The 15206-nt window shown below is 52.8% G+C and carries 17 protein-coding genes and 1 pseudogene; 13 read left to right on the top strand and 5 right to left on the bottom strand.

Translation table 11 applies throughout. From position 1 onward, the window contains the following. Window positions 1–386 (bottom strand): VCBS repeat-containing protein (locus C8R31_RS16050; protein WP_181320528.1); only part of this gene is annotated, 386 nt, incomplete at its 3' end. Window positions 387–857: 471 nt separating this feature from the next. Between C8R31_RS16050 and C8R31_RS09725 the strand changes: the two genes are divergently transcribed. Then, complete coding sequence (locus tag C8R31_RS09725; protein ID WP_181320526.1) at window positions 858–1478, top strand: DUF4113 domain-containing protein; 621 nt, start codon at window positions 858–860, stop codon at window positions 1476–1478. Window positions 1479–1600: 122 nt separating this feature from the next. On the opposite strand, the gene C8R31_RS09720 is transcribed toward C8R31_RS09725, so the two are convergent. Together C8R31_RS09720 and C8R31_RS09715 are read right to left on the bottom strand one after the other, a co-directional pair. Further along, on the bottom strand, window positions 1601–2245 hold the full coding sequence (locus tag C8R31_RS09720) for a phospholipid-binding protein MlaC (protein ID WP_107693846.1): 645 nt from the start codon (window positions 2243–2245) through the stop codon (window positions 1601–1603). Between the two features lie 165 nt (window positions 2246–2410). Next, the gene (locus C8R31_RS09715; RefSeq protein ID WP_107693845.1) at window positions 2411–3010 is read right to left on the bottom strand and encodes a recombinase family protein; all 600 of its coding nucleotides are present in this window, start codon (window positions 3008–3010) and stop codon (window positions 2411–2413) included. 536 nt (window positions 3011–3546) lie between these two features. On the opposite strand from C8R31_RS09715, the gene C8R31_RS09710 reads away from it, so the two are divergent. The 7 genes and pseudogenes from C8R31_RS09710 to C8R31_RS16775 all read left to right on the top strand — a co-directional run. Further along, entirely contained in the window at window positions 3547–3825 is a 279-nt protein-coding gene (locus tag C8R31_RS09710; RefSeq protein ID WP_107693844.1) for a hypothetical protein, read from the top strand. After that, entirely contained in the window at window positions 3822–4970 is a 1149-nt protein-coding gene (locus C8R31_RS09705) for a PolC-type DNA polymerase III (RefSeq protein ID WP_107693843.1), read from the top strand. Before C8R31_RS09710 ends, C8R31_RS09705 begins: the two co-directional genes overlap by 4 nt. A gap of 50 nt (window positions 4971–5020) precedes the next feature. Further along, window positions 5021–5254, top strand: coding sequence for a hypothetical protein (locus C8R31_RS09700; RefSeq protein ID WP_107693842.1), 234 nt, complete (start codon window positions 5021–5023; stop codon window positions 5252–5254). A 12-nt stretch (window positions 5255–5266) separates the two neighbouring features. Continuing rightward, window positions 5267–5467 carry a hypothetical protein gene (locus C8R31_RS09695; RefSeq protein WP_107693841.1) on the top strand — a complete coding sequence of 67 codons (201 nt, stop codon included), beginning with the start codon at window positions 5267–5269 and terminating at the stop codon, window positions 5465–5467. A 1347-nt stretch (window positions 5468–6814) separates the two neighbouring features. Then, the gene (locus C8R31_RS16320; RefSeq protein ID WP_219907502.1) at window positions 6815–7180 is read left to right on the top strand and encodes a hypothetical protein; all 366 of its coding nucleotides are present in this window, start codon (window positions 6815–6817) and stop codon (window positions 7178–7180) included. Next, the gene (locus C8R31_RS16315) at window positions 7177–7485 is read left to right on the top strand and encodes a hypothetical protein (RefSeq protein ID WP_219907501.1); all 309 of its coding nucleotides are present in this window, start codon (window positions 7177–7179) and stop codon (window positions 7483–7485) included. Before C8R31_RS16320 ends, C8R31_RS16315 begins: the two co-directional genes overlap by 4 nt. Window positions 7486–8425: 940 nt before the next feature. Then, window positions 8426–8556: pseudogene (locus tag C8R31_RS16775) on the top strand (integrase); the annotation flags it as partial. Window positions 8557–8926: 370 nt separating this feature from the next. Here C8R31_RS16775 and C8R31_RS16045 read toward each other — a convergent pair. Further along, entirely contained in the window at window positions 8927–9769 is an 843-nt protein-coding gene (locus C8R31_RS16045; protein ID WP_181320524.1) for an ester cyclase, read from the bottom strand. A gap of 53 nt (window positions 9770–9822) precedes the next feature. Between C8R31_RS16045 and C8R31_RS09675 the strand changes: the two genes are divergently transcribed. Next, window positions 9823–10053, top strand: a complete 231-nt coding sequence (locus tag C8R31_RS09675; RefSeq protein WP_181320522.1) for a hypothetical protein — start codon at window positions 9823–9825, stop codon at window positions 10051–10053. Window positions 10054–10078: 25 nt separating this feature from the next. Continuing rightward, window positions 10079–12598: a glycogen/starch/alpha-glucan phosphorylase gene (locus tag C8R31_RS09670; protein ID WP_107693840.1), complete on the top strand. Its 2520-nt coding sequence runs from the start codon at window positions 10079–10081 to the stop codon at window positions 12596–12598. Between the two features lie 421 nt (window positions 12599–13019). On the opposite strand, the gene C8R31_RS09665 is transcribed toward C8R31_RS09670, so the two are convergent. Then, window positions 13020–13382, bottom strand: a complete 363-nt coding sequence (locus tag C8R31_RS09665) for a nuclear transport factor 2 family protein (RefSeq protein WP_107693839.1) — start codon at window positions 13380–13382, stop codon at window positions 13020–13022. 273 nt (window positions 13383–13655) lie between these two features. Between C8R31_RS09665 and C8R31_RS15845 the strand changes: the two genes are divergently transcribed. From C8R31_RS15845 to C8R31_RS09655, 3 genes are all read left to right on the top strand, one after another. Then, window positions 13656–14129 carry an NmrA family NAD(P)-binding protein gene (locus tag C8R31_RS15845; RefSeq protein ID WP_146164577.1) on the top strand — a complete coding sequence of 158 codons (474 nt, stop codon included), beginning with the start codon at window positions 13656–13658 and terminating at the stop codon, window positions 14127–14129. A 53-nt stretch (window positions 14130–14182) separates the two neighbouring features. After that, a complete protein-coding gene (locus tag C8R31_RS15840) occupies window positions 14183–14515 on the top strand; it encodes a hypothetical protein (protein WP_146164576.1) in 333 nt (110 codons plus the stop codon). Between the two features lie 105 nt (window positions 14516–14620). Next, on the top strand, window positions 14621–15199 hold the full coding sequence (locus C8R31_RS09655; protein ID WP_219907500.1) for an NADPH-dependent FMN reductase: 579 nt from the start codon (window positions 14621–14623) through the stop codon (window positions 15197–15199). The last annotated feature ends 7 nt before the right edge of the window (window positions 15200–15206 follow it).

The raw sequence follows: 15206 nt of genomic DNA, 5'->3' as shown, positions 1-15206 counted from the left end.
CCCGCAGTCGTACCAAACGCGGCGACACCCAGCTGCCATGCCTGAAAGGTGCCGTCGCCATTGCTGATCGACGTATACGCCCCCGCGCCTCCGAAGCCGACGATATCGGCGCGGCCGTCGCCCGTAATGTCCTCCACGAAGCGCGGGTAAATGTTGTTGTTGGTCCAGCCGCCCGCAGTCGTACCAAACGCAGCGATACCCAGCTGCCATGCCTGAAAGGTGCCGTCGCCATTGCTGATCGACGTATACGCCCCCGCGCCTCCGAAGCCAACGATATCGGCGCGGCCGTCGCCCGTAATGTCCTCCACGAAGCGCGGGTAAATGTTGTTGTTGGTCCAGCCTGTATTTGTACCAAAACCACTGACGCCCAGTTTAATTGATGGCATATCTACCTCCAATTCTTGGTCGCACTACATATGGATAATGCCAAAATAGCCTAATGCATCCGCTTAGATTGAGCCTGCGGAATACCAGCAGAATCAATGGTTACGAAGAGCACCTTGCCTAGAACTCTGTGCCCGAACTCAACTTATAACCATCCCTCTTGAAAAGATCTGGCTGCGTTCAATGCAACCACCTCGCAGTCACAGCCTAATACAAAGTATCGTGGAAGTATGTGAGAAAACGCACTGCGTCGCTTAATAAGCTGATGGTAGGGAGGATGGTTAGGCCAATTCACGTCTCACTGCTTTGAGGTCGCCCAATCCGATACGGCTACTGGGCGAAAGTAAACAAACGATTAGGACAAGTATTGATGCGGGCAGGTGCGGTTTCGCGAGAAATCCCTGGTCATACAGGACGAAGGCTGGAGAACAGCCTGAAAGCGCTGCGAGTGGAAAATGTACCGAGATTCAAACGTGCGAATCTTAGGAGAATTCGGGACCGGTTCGGCATCGTCATGCGGCGTGCCGTGGCTGGAGCTGGAAGAGGCAGCGTCCATTGCCAAGCAGGTCATGAGTTCGCGCTCATTCGGGCGAAGGGTAGAGAGCCTGCAGGAGCTCAACGAAGCGATCAGCTATCATGCTGCCAATGCAGCACAGCGCCTGCGCAAGCAGGGCCTGTTCGCGAATGCAGTTTCAGTATTCATCCAGAACAGTCCATTCGACCAAGCTAAGTTCTACGGCAGAACGGAGACTGTTGTTCTGCCTGCGCCAACTGAATGCAGCATGCAGGTCACCAACGCGGCACTCTGGTTGTTGAAGAAGATGTACCAGTCAGAAGTGTATTACCAGAAGGCAGGCGTGATGCTGTCGGACCTGGTTTCGGAAGAAGGCCAGCAGACAGACCTGTTCGCATACTCATCAGCCCACAACAAATCGGGCCGGCTGATGAATGCGGTGGATCAGATCAACAGCAAATACCGGCGCAGTACCATTCATCTGGCGTCTGAAGGAGTCGACCGAACCTGGGCTATGCGCCGCAGCTTCAAGAGTCCGAACTACGCGGGAGACTGGAATGAGTTGCCGGTGGTGAGCTGACGCCAGGAATAGATGTTCTATATGGAAGGCAGGATAGCGGCTTCCAAAACTCAAACGCCGCGTTTAGATAGGTAGAGATCGCTTGAAGTTAGTTGCTGCTTTCTACACGTTAGTGGCGTAATTTACTTCGTTGTCTGAGCCTTTATATCGCCAGCAATCAATGCACGATTTTTTTCCGTAAGTGTTTGGAGTAATTTCTCCACTCCACCCTCGCGAACCTGGCTATTGAAAGTACTACGATAATTGGTCACCAAACTGACACCCGCTACCGTTACATCGTAAGCCTTCCAGCCATCGGCGGTTTTTGCCATGCTGTAGTCAATTGGTACAGGCTGCTGGCCCTGACCTCGCAGTACCTGGGTCCTTACTGTGGCATCACTATCATCCGTCTTGTTTTTAAGCGGTTCAACCGTAATAGTATGGTCACGATAGGTAGTAAACGCGTTGCAGTAGGTGCGCACCAGGAGGGTCCGAAACTCTTTAACCAATTGTTGCTGCTGCTCAGGCGCAGCTTTAGACCAGTTCTTGCCCATTGCGAGCCGGGTCATCCGCGTGAAATCGAAATGAGGCAGTATTTTGGCTTCCACCACCTCGAGAAGTTTGGTTTTACTGCCAGCCCTGATATCCTTGTCCTGCCTTACGATGGTAAGCACTTCCTGTGCGGTGTTGTCTACTAAAACATCAGGCCCAACAATTTCCATTGCCCAAGTAGGAAGTGCAGGCAACGACGCGACAAGCATTACAAAAATACCCAAATATTTTTTCATGAGCTTATCGTGGTAATTATGATGGCGCTAAAAGCGGCGATGTTATTGGTGGGTCCACATTGATGAGGCAGTACAGCTAGCATCTGAGTAGCTCGTCAAGTGTCCTGTCTGCCCAGTTCAGTGGCGATGGCATGCTCGTGGTAAGGCTGTTTTTGCGAGAACATCTCAGGATTCTGTCGCCAACAAGTCTTCGTCCGCCTCAAGGCTTGCGCTTCTTGCGCTCGGGATGTGGCGGTATAACGTAGATGCGGCCACGTTCAGCCGTCGGGCAACAGCAGCAACAGTGATATCGCAATCCTTCAGCATCGCTCTGGCGGCCTGTAGGTCCTTGGCGGAAAGGGCGGGCGGCCTCCCACCCACACGACCTCGTTCCCTAGCGGCTCTTAAGCCCGCCGTTGTCCGTTCGCGGATGACGCCTCGCTCGAACTCCGCCAATGCAGCAAAGATATGGAAGACGAGCTTGCCGCTCGGTGAGCTGGTGTCGATCGGATCCTGCATCGACTTTAGCCCTATCCCACGGTCCTGAAACGATTCGATTGTCTCGATGAGCTGTTTCAGGGACCGGGCAAGCCGGTCAATTTTCCACACAACCAACGTATCGCCCTTGCGCATGTATCCAAGGGCGGCTTTCAGCTCTGGCCGATCCCGTTGTGCGCCAGATGCTTTTTCCTGAAAAATTTTCTCGCAGCCCTCCTCATTCAAGGCGTCCAGCTGCAAAGCCAGATCCTGCTCCTGAGCACTTACTCTCGCGTAGCCAATTTTCATCTCACTCCTTCTACAAAACGTTATTCTCCCGAAACTCATCTCAACTATAGCTTATAGGAGAGATATTTTCAAGAGATAGTTTTGGGAGGTAAAAAGATAGTGAAACCAGAAAATGTTTCTGTCAGCCTGTTATCTCCGAAAAACGACCCTTTTTGAGTGGGCAGATCTTCTGCGGGCCTCAGCCCCGTGCGAGCTTCCCTAATAAGAAGGGTTGAAGCTACATCTGATAGTGGGAAAACGTTCGTGGACTGAATTTTCCGTCTCAGAGCAAAAATGTCACAGATAAACTTGAGGTTTAGGGCGCAATGGGGCGAACCGATTGATGCGTCTTACCACTCTGCAGGAGACGCGACACAGTAGCGGGATGTAGGTTGAATAGTCGATCGGCACCCGGCGCATAAGGTGTATCCCTAATTGTTGCGCAATCTTGATTACCCGATCGAACAGCCTGGTCAGCAGCGACAATCGCCTTCAGTTCGTATGCCATAATATGTCGCAGAAGGCTACAACTCAGGCAATATAAAAAAGGAGGATTCATGGGAATTCTGTCGGCGCTTATATCCATTTTCACAGGCGAAAAACCGCAACAGCCTGAGGCTGCAATGAACTTGGGGCCAAAGCCGGGCTTAATCGCTACCATAGATATCCCGGGCCAGCAGGAGAGAGATGCTCTTGTTTCCAGCGAGGAAATAGACGCCGTTGTTGCTAGCTACGCCTACGTCTTGAATTCTAAACCGGCTATGCCCAAAGCGGCAGGACTTTGGTTTGATGCAAGCGTCCAGAAGCGCCGGTTGAAGAATGGTTCAGACAAGTGACTGATTGGCTTACCCCCTTCGTGCCGCACCACCTTGCTGCGAACCCTGGCCTTAACGAATATCACCTTTACGGCCCCAACTCGTCATCAGGGGTTGCCAAGTTCTTCCGAGCACGGGTGCGTGAACTAAAAAAAGCCAAACAGGATTATGAATACGAATTATTGGCCCTTTACGGTGCAGCGGCAATGGGGTCTTTGTTCACGGCCCTGAAGTTCTGTGACGTGCAAGGAGCCTACGGACATCAGGTTGCAGCTTATGTAGCCATATCTGATTTAGCGGACATTAAGGTTGACTACCGCCAACTGGGCTATCACACAATGACTGACCTGGGTAAAACAGATGTCAAATGGCTTATCGTGCGCTTCGGAGAGCCCGCAGAGCATCAATCCCTAGCGGGGCCCTACTCAAATGTCGTACGCAAAGCAGTAGCCCGGTACTGCTGGTCTGAACTTGCCAATCAAAACGGTCCTAGAAAATCCTTGGGCATGCCGGAATTGACCCTTCCGGAATGGTTAAGAGAGCAGGTGAAGAGGTACCTTGGCTATGCCAAAGAAGGTCAGGCGCGGATTGTGAAGGTACAGGAGCAGCAAGAGGCGTTTGAGGCCAATTTCAAGGTAATGATGAAGGCCCTGAGTGGCGATTTTGCTATTGTGGACATCGAGACGACTGGCCTGAATGCGGGATCAGACGAGATTATTGAAATCGGTGCGCTATTGGTCGCACCTGGATTCGTGGCTGCAGGTGAATTCAGCACGCTGGTGAAAGCGACCCGCCCAGTACCCAGGAACATTACACAGCTGACAGGAATTGAGCAGACACTCCTCAACAGAGAAGGCGCGTCCCTACGTGATGCTATGGAACGTCTTCAAGCCTTCGTAGGCAACCTTCCTGTCTTTGCTCATAACGCACCATTTGACCAAGGGTTTCTGGCGTTCGCCGCCACGCAGTGTGGGACTAGCTTTAGCAATATCATGCATGACACCATTAGTCTGTCTCGGTGGGCCTTTCCTGAGCTTGATTCGTATAAGCTCATCAACGTGGTAAAACATGTAGGCGCCGAGGCCTTGCCAAACCACAGAGCAATAGGAGACGCGAAGGCTACGTTGGCCATTCTTCGAGCTGCCAGTAAGGAATTGGAAGTGTAACAAAGCTATTGTTTATCCCTATTCCGCAAAGTTTTTCCAAAAGAGGAAGCATGAGTAATGAAGGAACGAATACTAGCCTGAATCAGATGATCGCTGCCTATTGGGTAGCTGTAAGGGAAATTGCCCTCAAGGATCGGATTGACAGCGACGATAAGACTCGATTGTCCAAAATTCTTCTTGAGTACAGCGCTGCTCTGGGCGCATCGGAAGATGTAAAGGTCAAAATGGTGCAAGAGTTCAATAGAATCCGTGAACTACAATCTAAGCAAATAAATTCTGATTAAACAGGAGGGGGCGTGAGCGAGGATAAAGCATACGCTATAACGATCACAATCAACGAGCACAGGGATAAGCTTGCTCGTTGGCAGAGAATTCATGTGACGCCGGAAATAGTCGAAGATGAAGCGGTTTTGGGGTCGCTTTTAGCTCTTACGGCGAAGAAGATGATAAGGGATATAGAGGAAAATGGTGATGAGGTCAGGAAGAACCGTTTATGATCTTATGCGATATCGCAAGACATGAAGCATTCGGTTAGCCCTCATTTTGCATATGCTTGTGTTATAGCGTGATTATTCCGCTAAGAAGCCATCCACCGGGGTGGCTTTTTATTGCCTGTCGCATGCCTAATCGCCCATAACCGCGCAATATGTTCCGTCGCTTCTCTGCTGCTGTAGCATCCTCTGGTGACGCTCTTCCTCCCGTTTTTCGGCCCGTTCCATCATCTCCAGTTGTTGTTGTTGCAAACGTAACTGCATTCCGCGGTTTAGACTGTCGGCAAATCCGCTGGCAAAGCCACCATAGGCCCAAACGGGGGGTGATGGAAGTGATGACCAGGAGAGTTGTTTGAAGTTATTGTTTAACCATCTGTTCCTGTCAGAGTCATCTGGTTTCGCAGATCAAAGAGCTCGGGGGCTCGAGACGATCCGTGAGTGAGTTTTTCTTGCAGCAGGGTTGGCAAGGCCAAGATAAATGGGATAATCATCCCCCGCCAGAATTTGGGGACCAGAATGACCGGGGTGGCGGTAGGTCTCCACTAATCATCGAGACTAAGGAGATCGATCAATGAAACGTTTCATTGTCGTGCCTATTACTTGTGAGAGATTCTAGTCCTTCATCCAAAAAGCCCCATATGAAAATGCGAGCTTAACCGTTATTGCTTATCCCCGGTAGCCGCCAAAACTTAGAAATAGGACCGCTGTTGAAGACTGTTAATCCGCAGGGTCCCACGTTCGAGCCTTGGTCGGGGAAGCCAAAAATCAATATAAGCCGAGGTAAAGAGTGCGGATACAACTCTTTGCTACCATATTGCTACTTTATCCTCCGCGAGCCTGAGGGTTAAGGTAAGCGATTTGCTGCCCCAGATACATGTAGGCACCAATCTTAGACCAAGATGCCCCAACCCGTCCCCCCTCATTTCTCCGTCGCTTCCGCCCTTGCTCTTCTCAGCTTCTTCTCCCCTCGGCCCGCGTTTTCTTCGGCGTCCCTAACGTATAACTCCGCTTCAGATTGAGCGGCTGAGCTGCCTTTGTCGGTGTTTGGCCTGCCGCCGCCCTTCGCCTTGGCTGCTTTCCTCTCGTCCAGCTCCTTCCTCTTCTTGAGAACGTGTTTCGCCAGGGCGATTTTTCGCTACCATCGCCAGCATTTTGCCCCTCTGCTCGTCCGCCAGGTTCTCCAGTGGAGGATGTCATTTTTGAATGTAACAAACCTCCTAGTACTTCAGTCCAATTGTTCGCTCAACAATAAGAGCTCTACAATTAAGGGAGAACTGGTGACGTGATAGCAATGTCAAGCGAGTACACCAGCTGCTCAAAGAGCCGAATTAACACTTGTTTGGGAGACAACACTTGTACGAGACTATCGCAGTCGTGTTCGACTTTGACGATACATTGGCACCAGACAGCACGTCAGGCTATTTAACTGAAGCGGGTATTACCGATCTGGCTTCCTTCTGGAAGAATGAAGTAGCCGTGCTCACCAAAGATGACTGGGATCCCGTTCCAGCATATCTTTTTAAGATGATTGAGGCATCGAACAGTAGCCGCATTCCTAAGATTACTAAAACCAGTTTAATGGAATGGGGCTCCCGCCTACCTCTTCATAAGGGGGTCGAAAGTATCTTTGGCCGTTTAAGGAGTAGTGCGAAGGAAGCTAATTCGCGTTGTTCACTGGAGTTTTACCTAATTAGCAGTGGAGCAAACCATTCGACGTGAACAAGAAGCTAAAACCCGAGCAGATTCGGGTGCCTATTAAAAACATGATTTTTGTAGGTGATGGCTATACCGACATTCCGTGCTTCTCGCTCGTCAAGAAGCATGGAGGGGTAGCCATCGCAGTGTACGACCAAACCAACATTGAGAAGGGGGGAAATGCGTATCAGTTTGTTCAGGATGACAGGGTCAGCAATCTACACTCGGCAAACTTCTCTGAAGGATCTGACCTCTCAAATTTCCTTACAATGGCCGTGAGGAACTTGGCGACCGACATCGCGATTTCAAGCGGTACCTATCAGGGCTGACTCATTTATCCCAGTAAGCATCCAGCACAGCCCAGTTGAAAACCGCCGCCTATAGCGTCCGTCTCTATGCCGTCCCCCTGCCGCAATTCCTGATCCCTTACAACTTGCAGAAGAGATTCGTCGCGGGTTCAAACGAAAATCGGACCACAACAAATCCGAGTCGCTCGTGTGTTTTGTCATCGTAGTGGTAGCCAGTGACGTCATCCCCAAAAAGCAGGGAAGTTCTAAATCAGAGTAAAGTCGCATTTGGCTCCCCTATTGAAGGAGTTTAAAGCGGCCAATGCCTCGCACCAGACTCAATCGAAAAGCAGCTGGCAGGCACACCAGATGGAGAGTCTTCGGCTATAGAATTTGACATCATAGGAGCCGGTTTTTCGGTCCCGCTTGCCCTTGAGCGTGCCGGGTCCGGGCGGACAACAGTGCGCGACCCTGGGCATCACCCAAGCCAGGTTTTTCCCGTGCTGCAATTCCACCACGGGGTGCTTTACCCCCGTGAAGGGGTCCCCTCATTTTCCGTGCAATAAGTGACGCCAGGAAAATCGCACCCAGCCTAGAGGGATTGGTGCAATGCATTGAGTCTAAATGGGTTTCTAATTCACGGTTTTATCGCCGGAAAAGCCGTATCGATAATAGAGCGATATACCACAATGGCAGCGAAAACCGTCACCTATTGTGCGTCTTTCCAAGCAACCAAGAAGCAGAAGAAGCATTTTATTATCGACAGCTTGAGCACTCATGCCACGTCAGCACTTGATCTCGCGGCTACTAAATATCGCGAAGACTACCGCCGTTAGCTGAAATTAAGCACCTTTCGTGCCAAAAACGGGCATTACAGATTAAACAGCAATACCCATATAATCAAGATCATACAAAATTGCCCCCCGCGTCGTCACTCGCTTTGCGTACCGTCACTTATTGCACGGAAAATGAGGGGACTCTGACAAAGGCGACCCTCATCTACCGCCGAACCAAGAATCTGCGTGCCGTTCAGCTGCTGTTGGGTATACCACACTCGAGAGCACCGCTCGCTATCTCGGCATCGAAATTGACGATGCGCTAGAGATATCGGAGAGACGGAAGTCTGATCCTGGCACCGGCCGGTCACGTTGTGCAATTCGTGGCCGGTCGCCATTTTCCCAAGGAACGCAGGATCGAGTGTACGCGGGGAAAACGGAGGTCTGGGGCCAAGTGCAAAGCAGCCGACCATTATTGCCGCTATTCACCGAGCAACTGTGACGCTCGGTAGTACGTCGGCCTCTTCCGATAGTATGCATCAAGAGACATGCGCCCAAGCATCGGTTCCAGCCGTTGGGCCTGTCCGGTGATCCTTCATCCGCCGCTATGTGTCTATGGCGCTGCATAGATGCGCGATAACGGTGGGGCCCAAGTTATGCTCATAGAGCCTCCGTCACGGTCAATATGGGTAAGCGCCTGTTGGCTCCTACTTGCCAATCTGCTCCAATGCTGCCATCCAGTTCTCAACATGATAAGCGGAAGCCAGCTTACCGTTTTTCACGGTGAATATATCAATCGCCATTGTGCTAAAGCTCTTACCCGTCGGTTTAGCTCCCCAAAATTCCCCTTGGGGTGTCCCGGTCGCTTTGCCACGCACCACGATTTGATCGCCGAAGGTCTGGATATCTTCAGTTGTCCAGTGCAAATCTGGGACGGCTGAGCCTATCAACTTAAATACTTCGGCTAGCTGGTCGCGCGTAAGCCAGTCTTCGTTTGTATGATATGACCTATAGTCAGGAATAGTTGCTTTGGCCAACAAGGTGGCCACATCTTTCTTGGTGGGTTCGTTTAGCGCGTCATACAGCGGCGCCACGATCATTCGCGCTTGCTCTATCGTCAGCGGTGGCGCTGCGGCGGGTTGATGACTTGGCTCAGCGAATGAAGTGCCAAACATCGGCAGGCCACTTTTAGATTCCTCCTTAGCAACTTCGTCTTGCAGTACATCCCAATGCTCTGCGAGGCGTCCGCCTTCCATCCTTACAATGTCGGCAGCAATCCATGCGCGGGAGCGGCCGTGTCCGGCAAACCGGCCATGCAGCATCACGTAGTCGCCATCTGCGATGATATGCGCATTCTCATAACGCAGTGTATCCGGCAGGCTTCGTATCAAATTGAACAAACCGTCGCGCCCAGGCGCTATGTGAGCGCTATGTTGGATATAGTTCTCTGACCAAAACTCCGCAGCTTTCGCGTAATCACGCTTGTTAAAGAGCGTATCGAATGCTTTCAGTACTAGCGCTTTGTTTTCTTCAGCTGACTTTATACCCATGTCCCCTCCTGATTTAGCATACCCGTAAATGAATCTGTGGCTGTTGGCATTGAATGGCTGGATGTTTCGAAGGTAACATCAACACGCCGTTGGAACTGGCAATTCTTAATCAGGCCGATCGCTCTACCTTCGTCATTGATGTCACTGATCGCGTACCTGGTTTGGCGGACAGAGCAGCCCATCTGAAAGAACAAATGAAGAATAAAATTATTCGGAACCTTGCCTATGCACATGAGCATGGCACCGATAGTGAACAGTTCAGCAACTGGACCTGGCCATACTGAGTATTTCTAAATTGGAGCGAAAATCATGAAACGCGACACGTACCAGGACGCTTCTGAAATCGGCGCGAATAAAGCTGCGCCGCCAGATACCAGTTCTGATGTTCGCCTCGGGATGCTGGCAACATCGCTGAAGCAGGCGGTCCTTGATCACTTGTATTATTCCGTTGGCCGCTTCCCAGCGGTGGCAGGTCCAACTGATTACTATCGTGCGCTCGCGCTTGCGATTCGTGATCGAATGCAACATCGCTGGATCAATACCACGCAGACCTATTTCGACTTGAACCCCAAGATTGCCTGTTATCTATCGGCCGAGTTTCTTATGGGCCCTCATCTGGGCAACAATCTCGTAAATCTGCATCTCGGGCAGGAAGCGCGAAACGCGCTGGCTGATCTCGGCTACGATCTTGACACCATTCTCGCCTGCGAGATAGAGCCGGGCTTGGGCAATGGCGGGCTGGGTCGGCTTGCTGCCTGCTATCTTGACTCGCTGGCGACCCTGCGCTACCTGGCGATCGGTTATGGCATTCGCTATGAGTTCGGTATCTTCGAGCAGGAGCTTCGTGACGGATGGCAATCCGAAATTACCGACAAGTGGCTGCGTCAAGGCAATCCATGGGAGATCGCCAAGCCCCATATTTTCTATTATGTCAATTGGGGCGGTCGCACCGAGTACTACCAGGATGAGAGGGGTTGTCAGCGCGTGCGCTGGATACCTTACCGAGTGGTGAAGGGTGTCGCATACGATACGCCAATCCAGGGTTACGGTGTAAACAACTGCAATACGCTGAGATTGTGGAGTGCCGAGGCGGTGGAATCGTTCGACTTCCAGGCATTCAACGTCGGTGATTACTATCAGGCGGTGAACGAAAAACTGGTCTCGGAAACGGTGACCAAGGTACTTTATCCCAACGACGAACCGGCGGCCGGCAAGCGGCTGCGGCTGGCGCAGCAGTATTTCTTCGTGACCTGCTCGCTGCAGGACATGCTGCATCTGCTCGACTTGGCCTATATACCGGTCGAAAGTTTCGCCGAGCGCTTTGCCATACAGCTCAACGACACGCACCCTTCCATCGGCGTGGCAGAGCTGATGCGACTGCTGGTTGATGAGCGGCGACTCGACTGGGATGCGGCCTGGGCCATCACCGTGGCAAGCTTTGGTTACACGAACCATACCCTGCTGCCGGAAGCGCTTGAAACGTGGCCGCTCCCCATGTTTGCCGAGTTGCTGCCCCGGCACCTGGAAATCATCTACGAGATCAACCGTCGCTTCCTCGACGAGGTGCGTTCACATTTCCCCGGCGACGAGGCTCGCGTAGCGCGGATGTCGCTGATCGGCGAGGAAGGCGGCAAACGGGTGCGCATGGCTCATCTTGCTGTTGTTGGCAGTCATGCCGTCAATGGTGTCGCGGCACTTCATACAAAACTGCTCGAGGCAAGTATACTCAAGGATTTTCACGAGCTCTGGCCGGAACGTTTCAGCAACAAGACCAACGGTGTCACTCCGCGCCGTTTCCTGGCCCTGTCAAATCCCGGCCTGCGGGAATTACTTGATCGTACGCTCGGCCATGAATGGCTGACGGAACCGGACCGACTGCGCAAGCTCGACGCTCATTCCGATGACGACGCCTTTCAGCGTGACTGGCGTGCCGTAAAATTCGGCAACAAGCAGCGCCTCGCGTCGTATATCCATGCACGCACGGGCATTGAGATCAATCCCGCCTGGCTGTTTGACATTCAGGTGAAGCGTATTCATGAATACAAGCGCCAACATCTGAATGTTTTGCACATTGTTACCATGTATCGCAGGCTCAAGGAGAACCCAGCGCTGACAATACCACCGCGGGCCTTCATTTTCGGGGGCAAAGCGGCGCCCGGTTACTTGATGGCCAAGCGCATCATCAAGCTCATCAACGCCGTTGCAGAGACGATAAATGCCGATCCAAATGTCAATAGGCGCATGAAAGTTGCCTTCATTCCGAATTTCAATGTCAAGAATGCGCATCTCATCTATCCGGCCGCCGACCTGTCAGAACAAATCTCTACGGCCGGCAAAGAAGCATCGGGCACGGGCAACATGAAGTTCATGCTCAATGGCGCGCTCACTATTGGTACGCTAGACGGAGCGAATGTCGAGATACGCGAGGAGGCCGGAGCAGACAACTTTTTCCTGTTCGGCCTCACCGCTGACGAAGCAGAAAGTATAAAGCGCGCAGGCTATCGCCCTCGTGATTACATGGCGGGCAATGACGAATTGCGTGCTGTGCTGGAGCTCATCGGCACAGGACACTTTTCGCGAGGAGATGCCGAAGTATTTCGCCCGTTGGTCGACAACCTGATCCATGATGATCCTTTCCTCGTGTTGGCCGATTACGCTGCCTACATCGCCTGTCAGGAACAGGTCAATTCAGCCTGGCAGGACGCGCAGAACTGGATGCGGATGTCTATCCTCAACACCGCGCGCAGCGGCAAATTCTCGTCCGACCGCGCCATTACGGAATACTGTGAGGAAATCTGGAATATTAGACCGGTGACTATAAAGAACTGAGCATTTGCGAGCTCAATAAGTGGCTATTAATGCCCAACCCCTCGAAAAGTAAGAAAGAGCCAATATATAGAATCCTTTAAGCGACTAGCGCATTCGTTGAGGTAAGGCGGCTATATCGTATATATGGCCCAGGGCGAGCGCGGGTCAATCCGTATTGCTGGGGATCTTCATTGAAAGTGTCATGCTCCTTTGGGTTCGATACCTTTGGCCTGAAGCGAGCAAAGCGACCTTGAGCAACTTAAGGTCGATGAAGTAAGGACTATGCGGTCTGCACGTCAGGCAGTTAGTGAAGCCAAACAACCGAGAAGCACCGCCGCTGTGGGACGGACGTACCTCTACGGACTGATGTGGAGCTTTAGAGCTAGGGATTGGGAGTTGCAGACTCTATGCCCTATTAAAAACCCGGTACATCGACCGGTGATTAAAGCTTGTCGAAAAAGAGGTAAACTGCCGCAATCCGACCGTCCCGGGCAATGATGAAGTCAGTACCGGCGTAAGCTGGCGGATCACCAGGGCGGCCCGACCCCCATTGGACTCGCCCGCTATTGCCCACCTCCTCGGCCTCGGCTTTCGGCTGATACTGAAAGTCAGGGTGAGTAGCCTTGATCTCGCCCGCGATTCGATCGATCTCGTCGCGACCTCGATAGACCCCTCCCTTGGGATCGTAGAACACGCAATCTTCGGTGAAAACCTCATCTATCGCTGCCCGCCGGCGAGCCGGGTCAATCTCGCCGAAGACGTCGTGAAGATTACGGGTCAGCAAGGTCGATATGCGGTAGGACATGGCTGTCGCTTTCCGCTCTTTGGACTGTGTGCTTGCGCTAGCGTATCAGGTAGCCTAAGCCTCACAAATCCTCAATAGCATATCTCGTCAACTATATTGGTATCAAGATAGTTGATGACACCCGGAGCGGGCTTCGGTTCTCCCTTCGTCGCTGTGCTTTGGACGGGGATTTTCGCTGGTGTTCGGCCAGCCTTTGCCGGATTGTTCCAATCGCGCTTGCAGCGACAAGCCTGAGTAGTCATTTTGAATCATGTTCTGAATAGGAGGCCAGCTATGAAAAACGATCGAACGATTCTCATCACCGGAGTGACAGGCAATCAGGGCGGTGCGGTCGCGCGGGCGCTGCAGGGCGCCGGAGTCCATCTGCGCGGCCCTGACGCGAAAGCCGGACAGCCCGCGGCGGCGGCGCTGTCACGCCAGGACATCGAGATCGTCAAGGGCGATCTCGATGACGAGGCGACATTGCGCCATGCCTTGGCCGGCGCCTGGGGCGTCTTCGGCATGCAGAACGCGGGAGAGGCGGGCGTCGAGCGGGAAGAGGCGCAAGGCAAGCGTCTTGCGACGCTGTTGCGCGAGGCCGGCATCGAACATTTTGTCTATACTTCTGTGGGATCGGCGGATAAGCAGACGGGCGTCCCTCACTTTGACAGCAAGTGGCGCATCGAGGAAACCGTGCGCGGCCTCCGCTTCCCCTCGCATGTGATCCTGCGTCCGGTGTTCTTCATGGAGAACCTGCTGGCGCCCTAGAGTCTTCAAGGCTCCACGATAGCTCGGCGTTCGGGCCGGATACGAAGCTACAGATGATTGCGGTGGACGACATTGGCTGGTTCGGCGCGGGGGAGTTCACTGACGCAGCTGCTCTGAACCGCCGCAAGATTGCTCTCGCCGGTGATGTACGAACGATGGCGGAGGCGGCGGAGATTCTGACGGAGGCGCTGGGGCGGCCGATCGCGTTCGCGCGGACGCCAATCGAACAGGTCCGGCAGTACAGCAAGGAGATGGCGTTGATGTTCGAATGGTTCGAGCGCGTCGGCTACAGCGTCGACATCGCCGACCTGGAACGCGAGTTCGGGCGTGCGCTCACGAAGCTCCCCGACTGGGCACGCCTCCACACGCGACCAAATGGACGCTGAAAGGAGAAGCCCCATCTCTAAAAACAGCCCGCGAACATTCCTAATCGGTCGTCTTCAACCGGTGAGATCAGCGAATTTTTGAAGTGCTTTCTTCAAAGGAAACCCATGATGATCGTTTCAGTAATCGTCGGCAGCACACGTCAGGGCCGATTCTCCGAAAAGCCGGCTCAATGGATTCTTGAGCATATTCGTAAACGGGAGGGGATTGAAGGGCGGCTTCTTGATCTCCGCGACTTCCCCATGCCGTTCTTCGACCAACCCGCGCCACCAGCTATGCCGGGCCGGCCGCCCTATGAACACGACATCGTACAAAAATGGACCGCCCAAATCGCGGCCTCGGATGGTTTTGTCTTCGTTACGCCGGAATATAACTACGGCCCCTCCGCCGTGCTGAAAAACGCGATCGATTGGGTCTATCCTGAGTGGAATCGCAAGGCCGCTGCCTTTGTGAGCTACGGCAGCGCCATGGGCGCACGCGGCGTCCAGCAGCTCCGCGAAACGATAATCGAGCTTCAAATAGCGCCGATTCGACAATCTGTCCACATCCCTCCTGCAACGCTTTGGGCACATTTCCAAGGCGGGGATGTTGCGAAAGGGCTCGCCGATTTGGAGAAGTCAGCCAACATGATGATCGACGATCTACTCTGGTGGACCTCAGCTTTAAAGGCAGCCCGAGAAGTTTGATTGCGAC

The sequence above is a fragment of the Nitrosospira sp. Nsp2 genome (assembly GCF_003050965.1).
GTDB lineage: Bacteria > Pseudomonadota > Gammaproteobacteria > Burkholderiales > Nitrosomonadaceae > Nitrosospira.
Note: the sequence above shows the minus strand (reverse complement) of the source record. Positions and strands in the feature narration are given on the sequence as shown.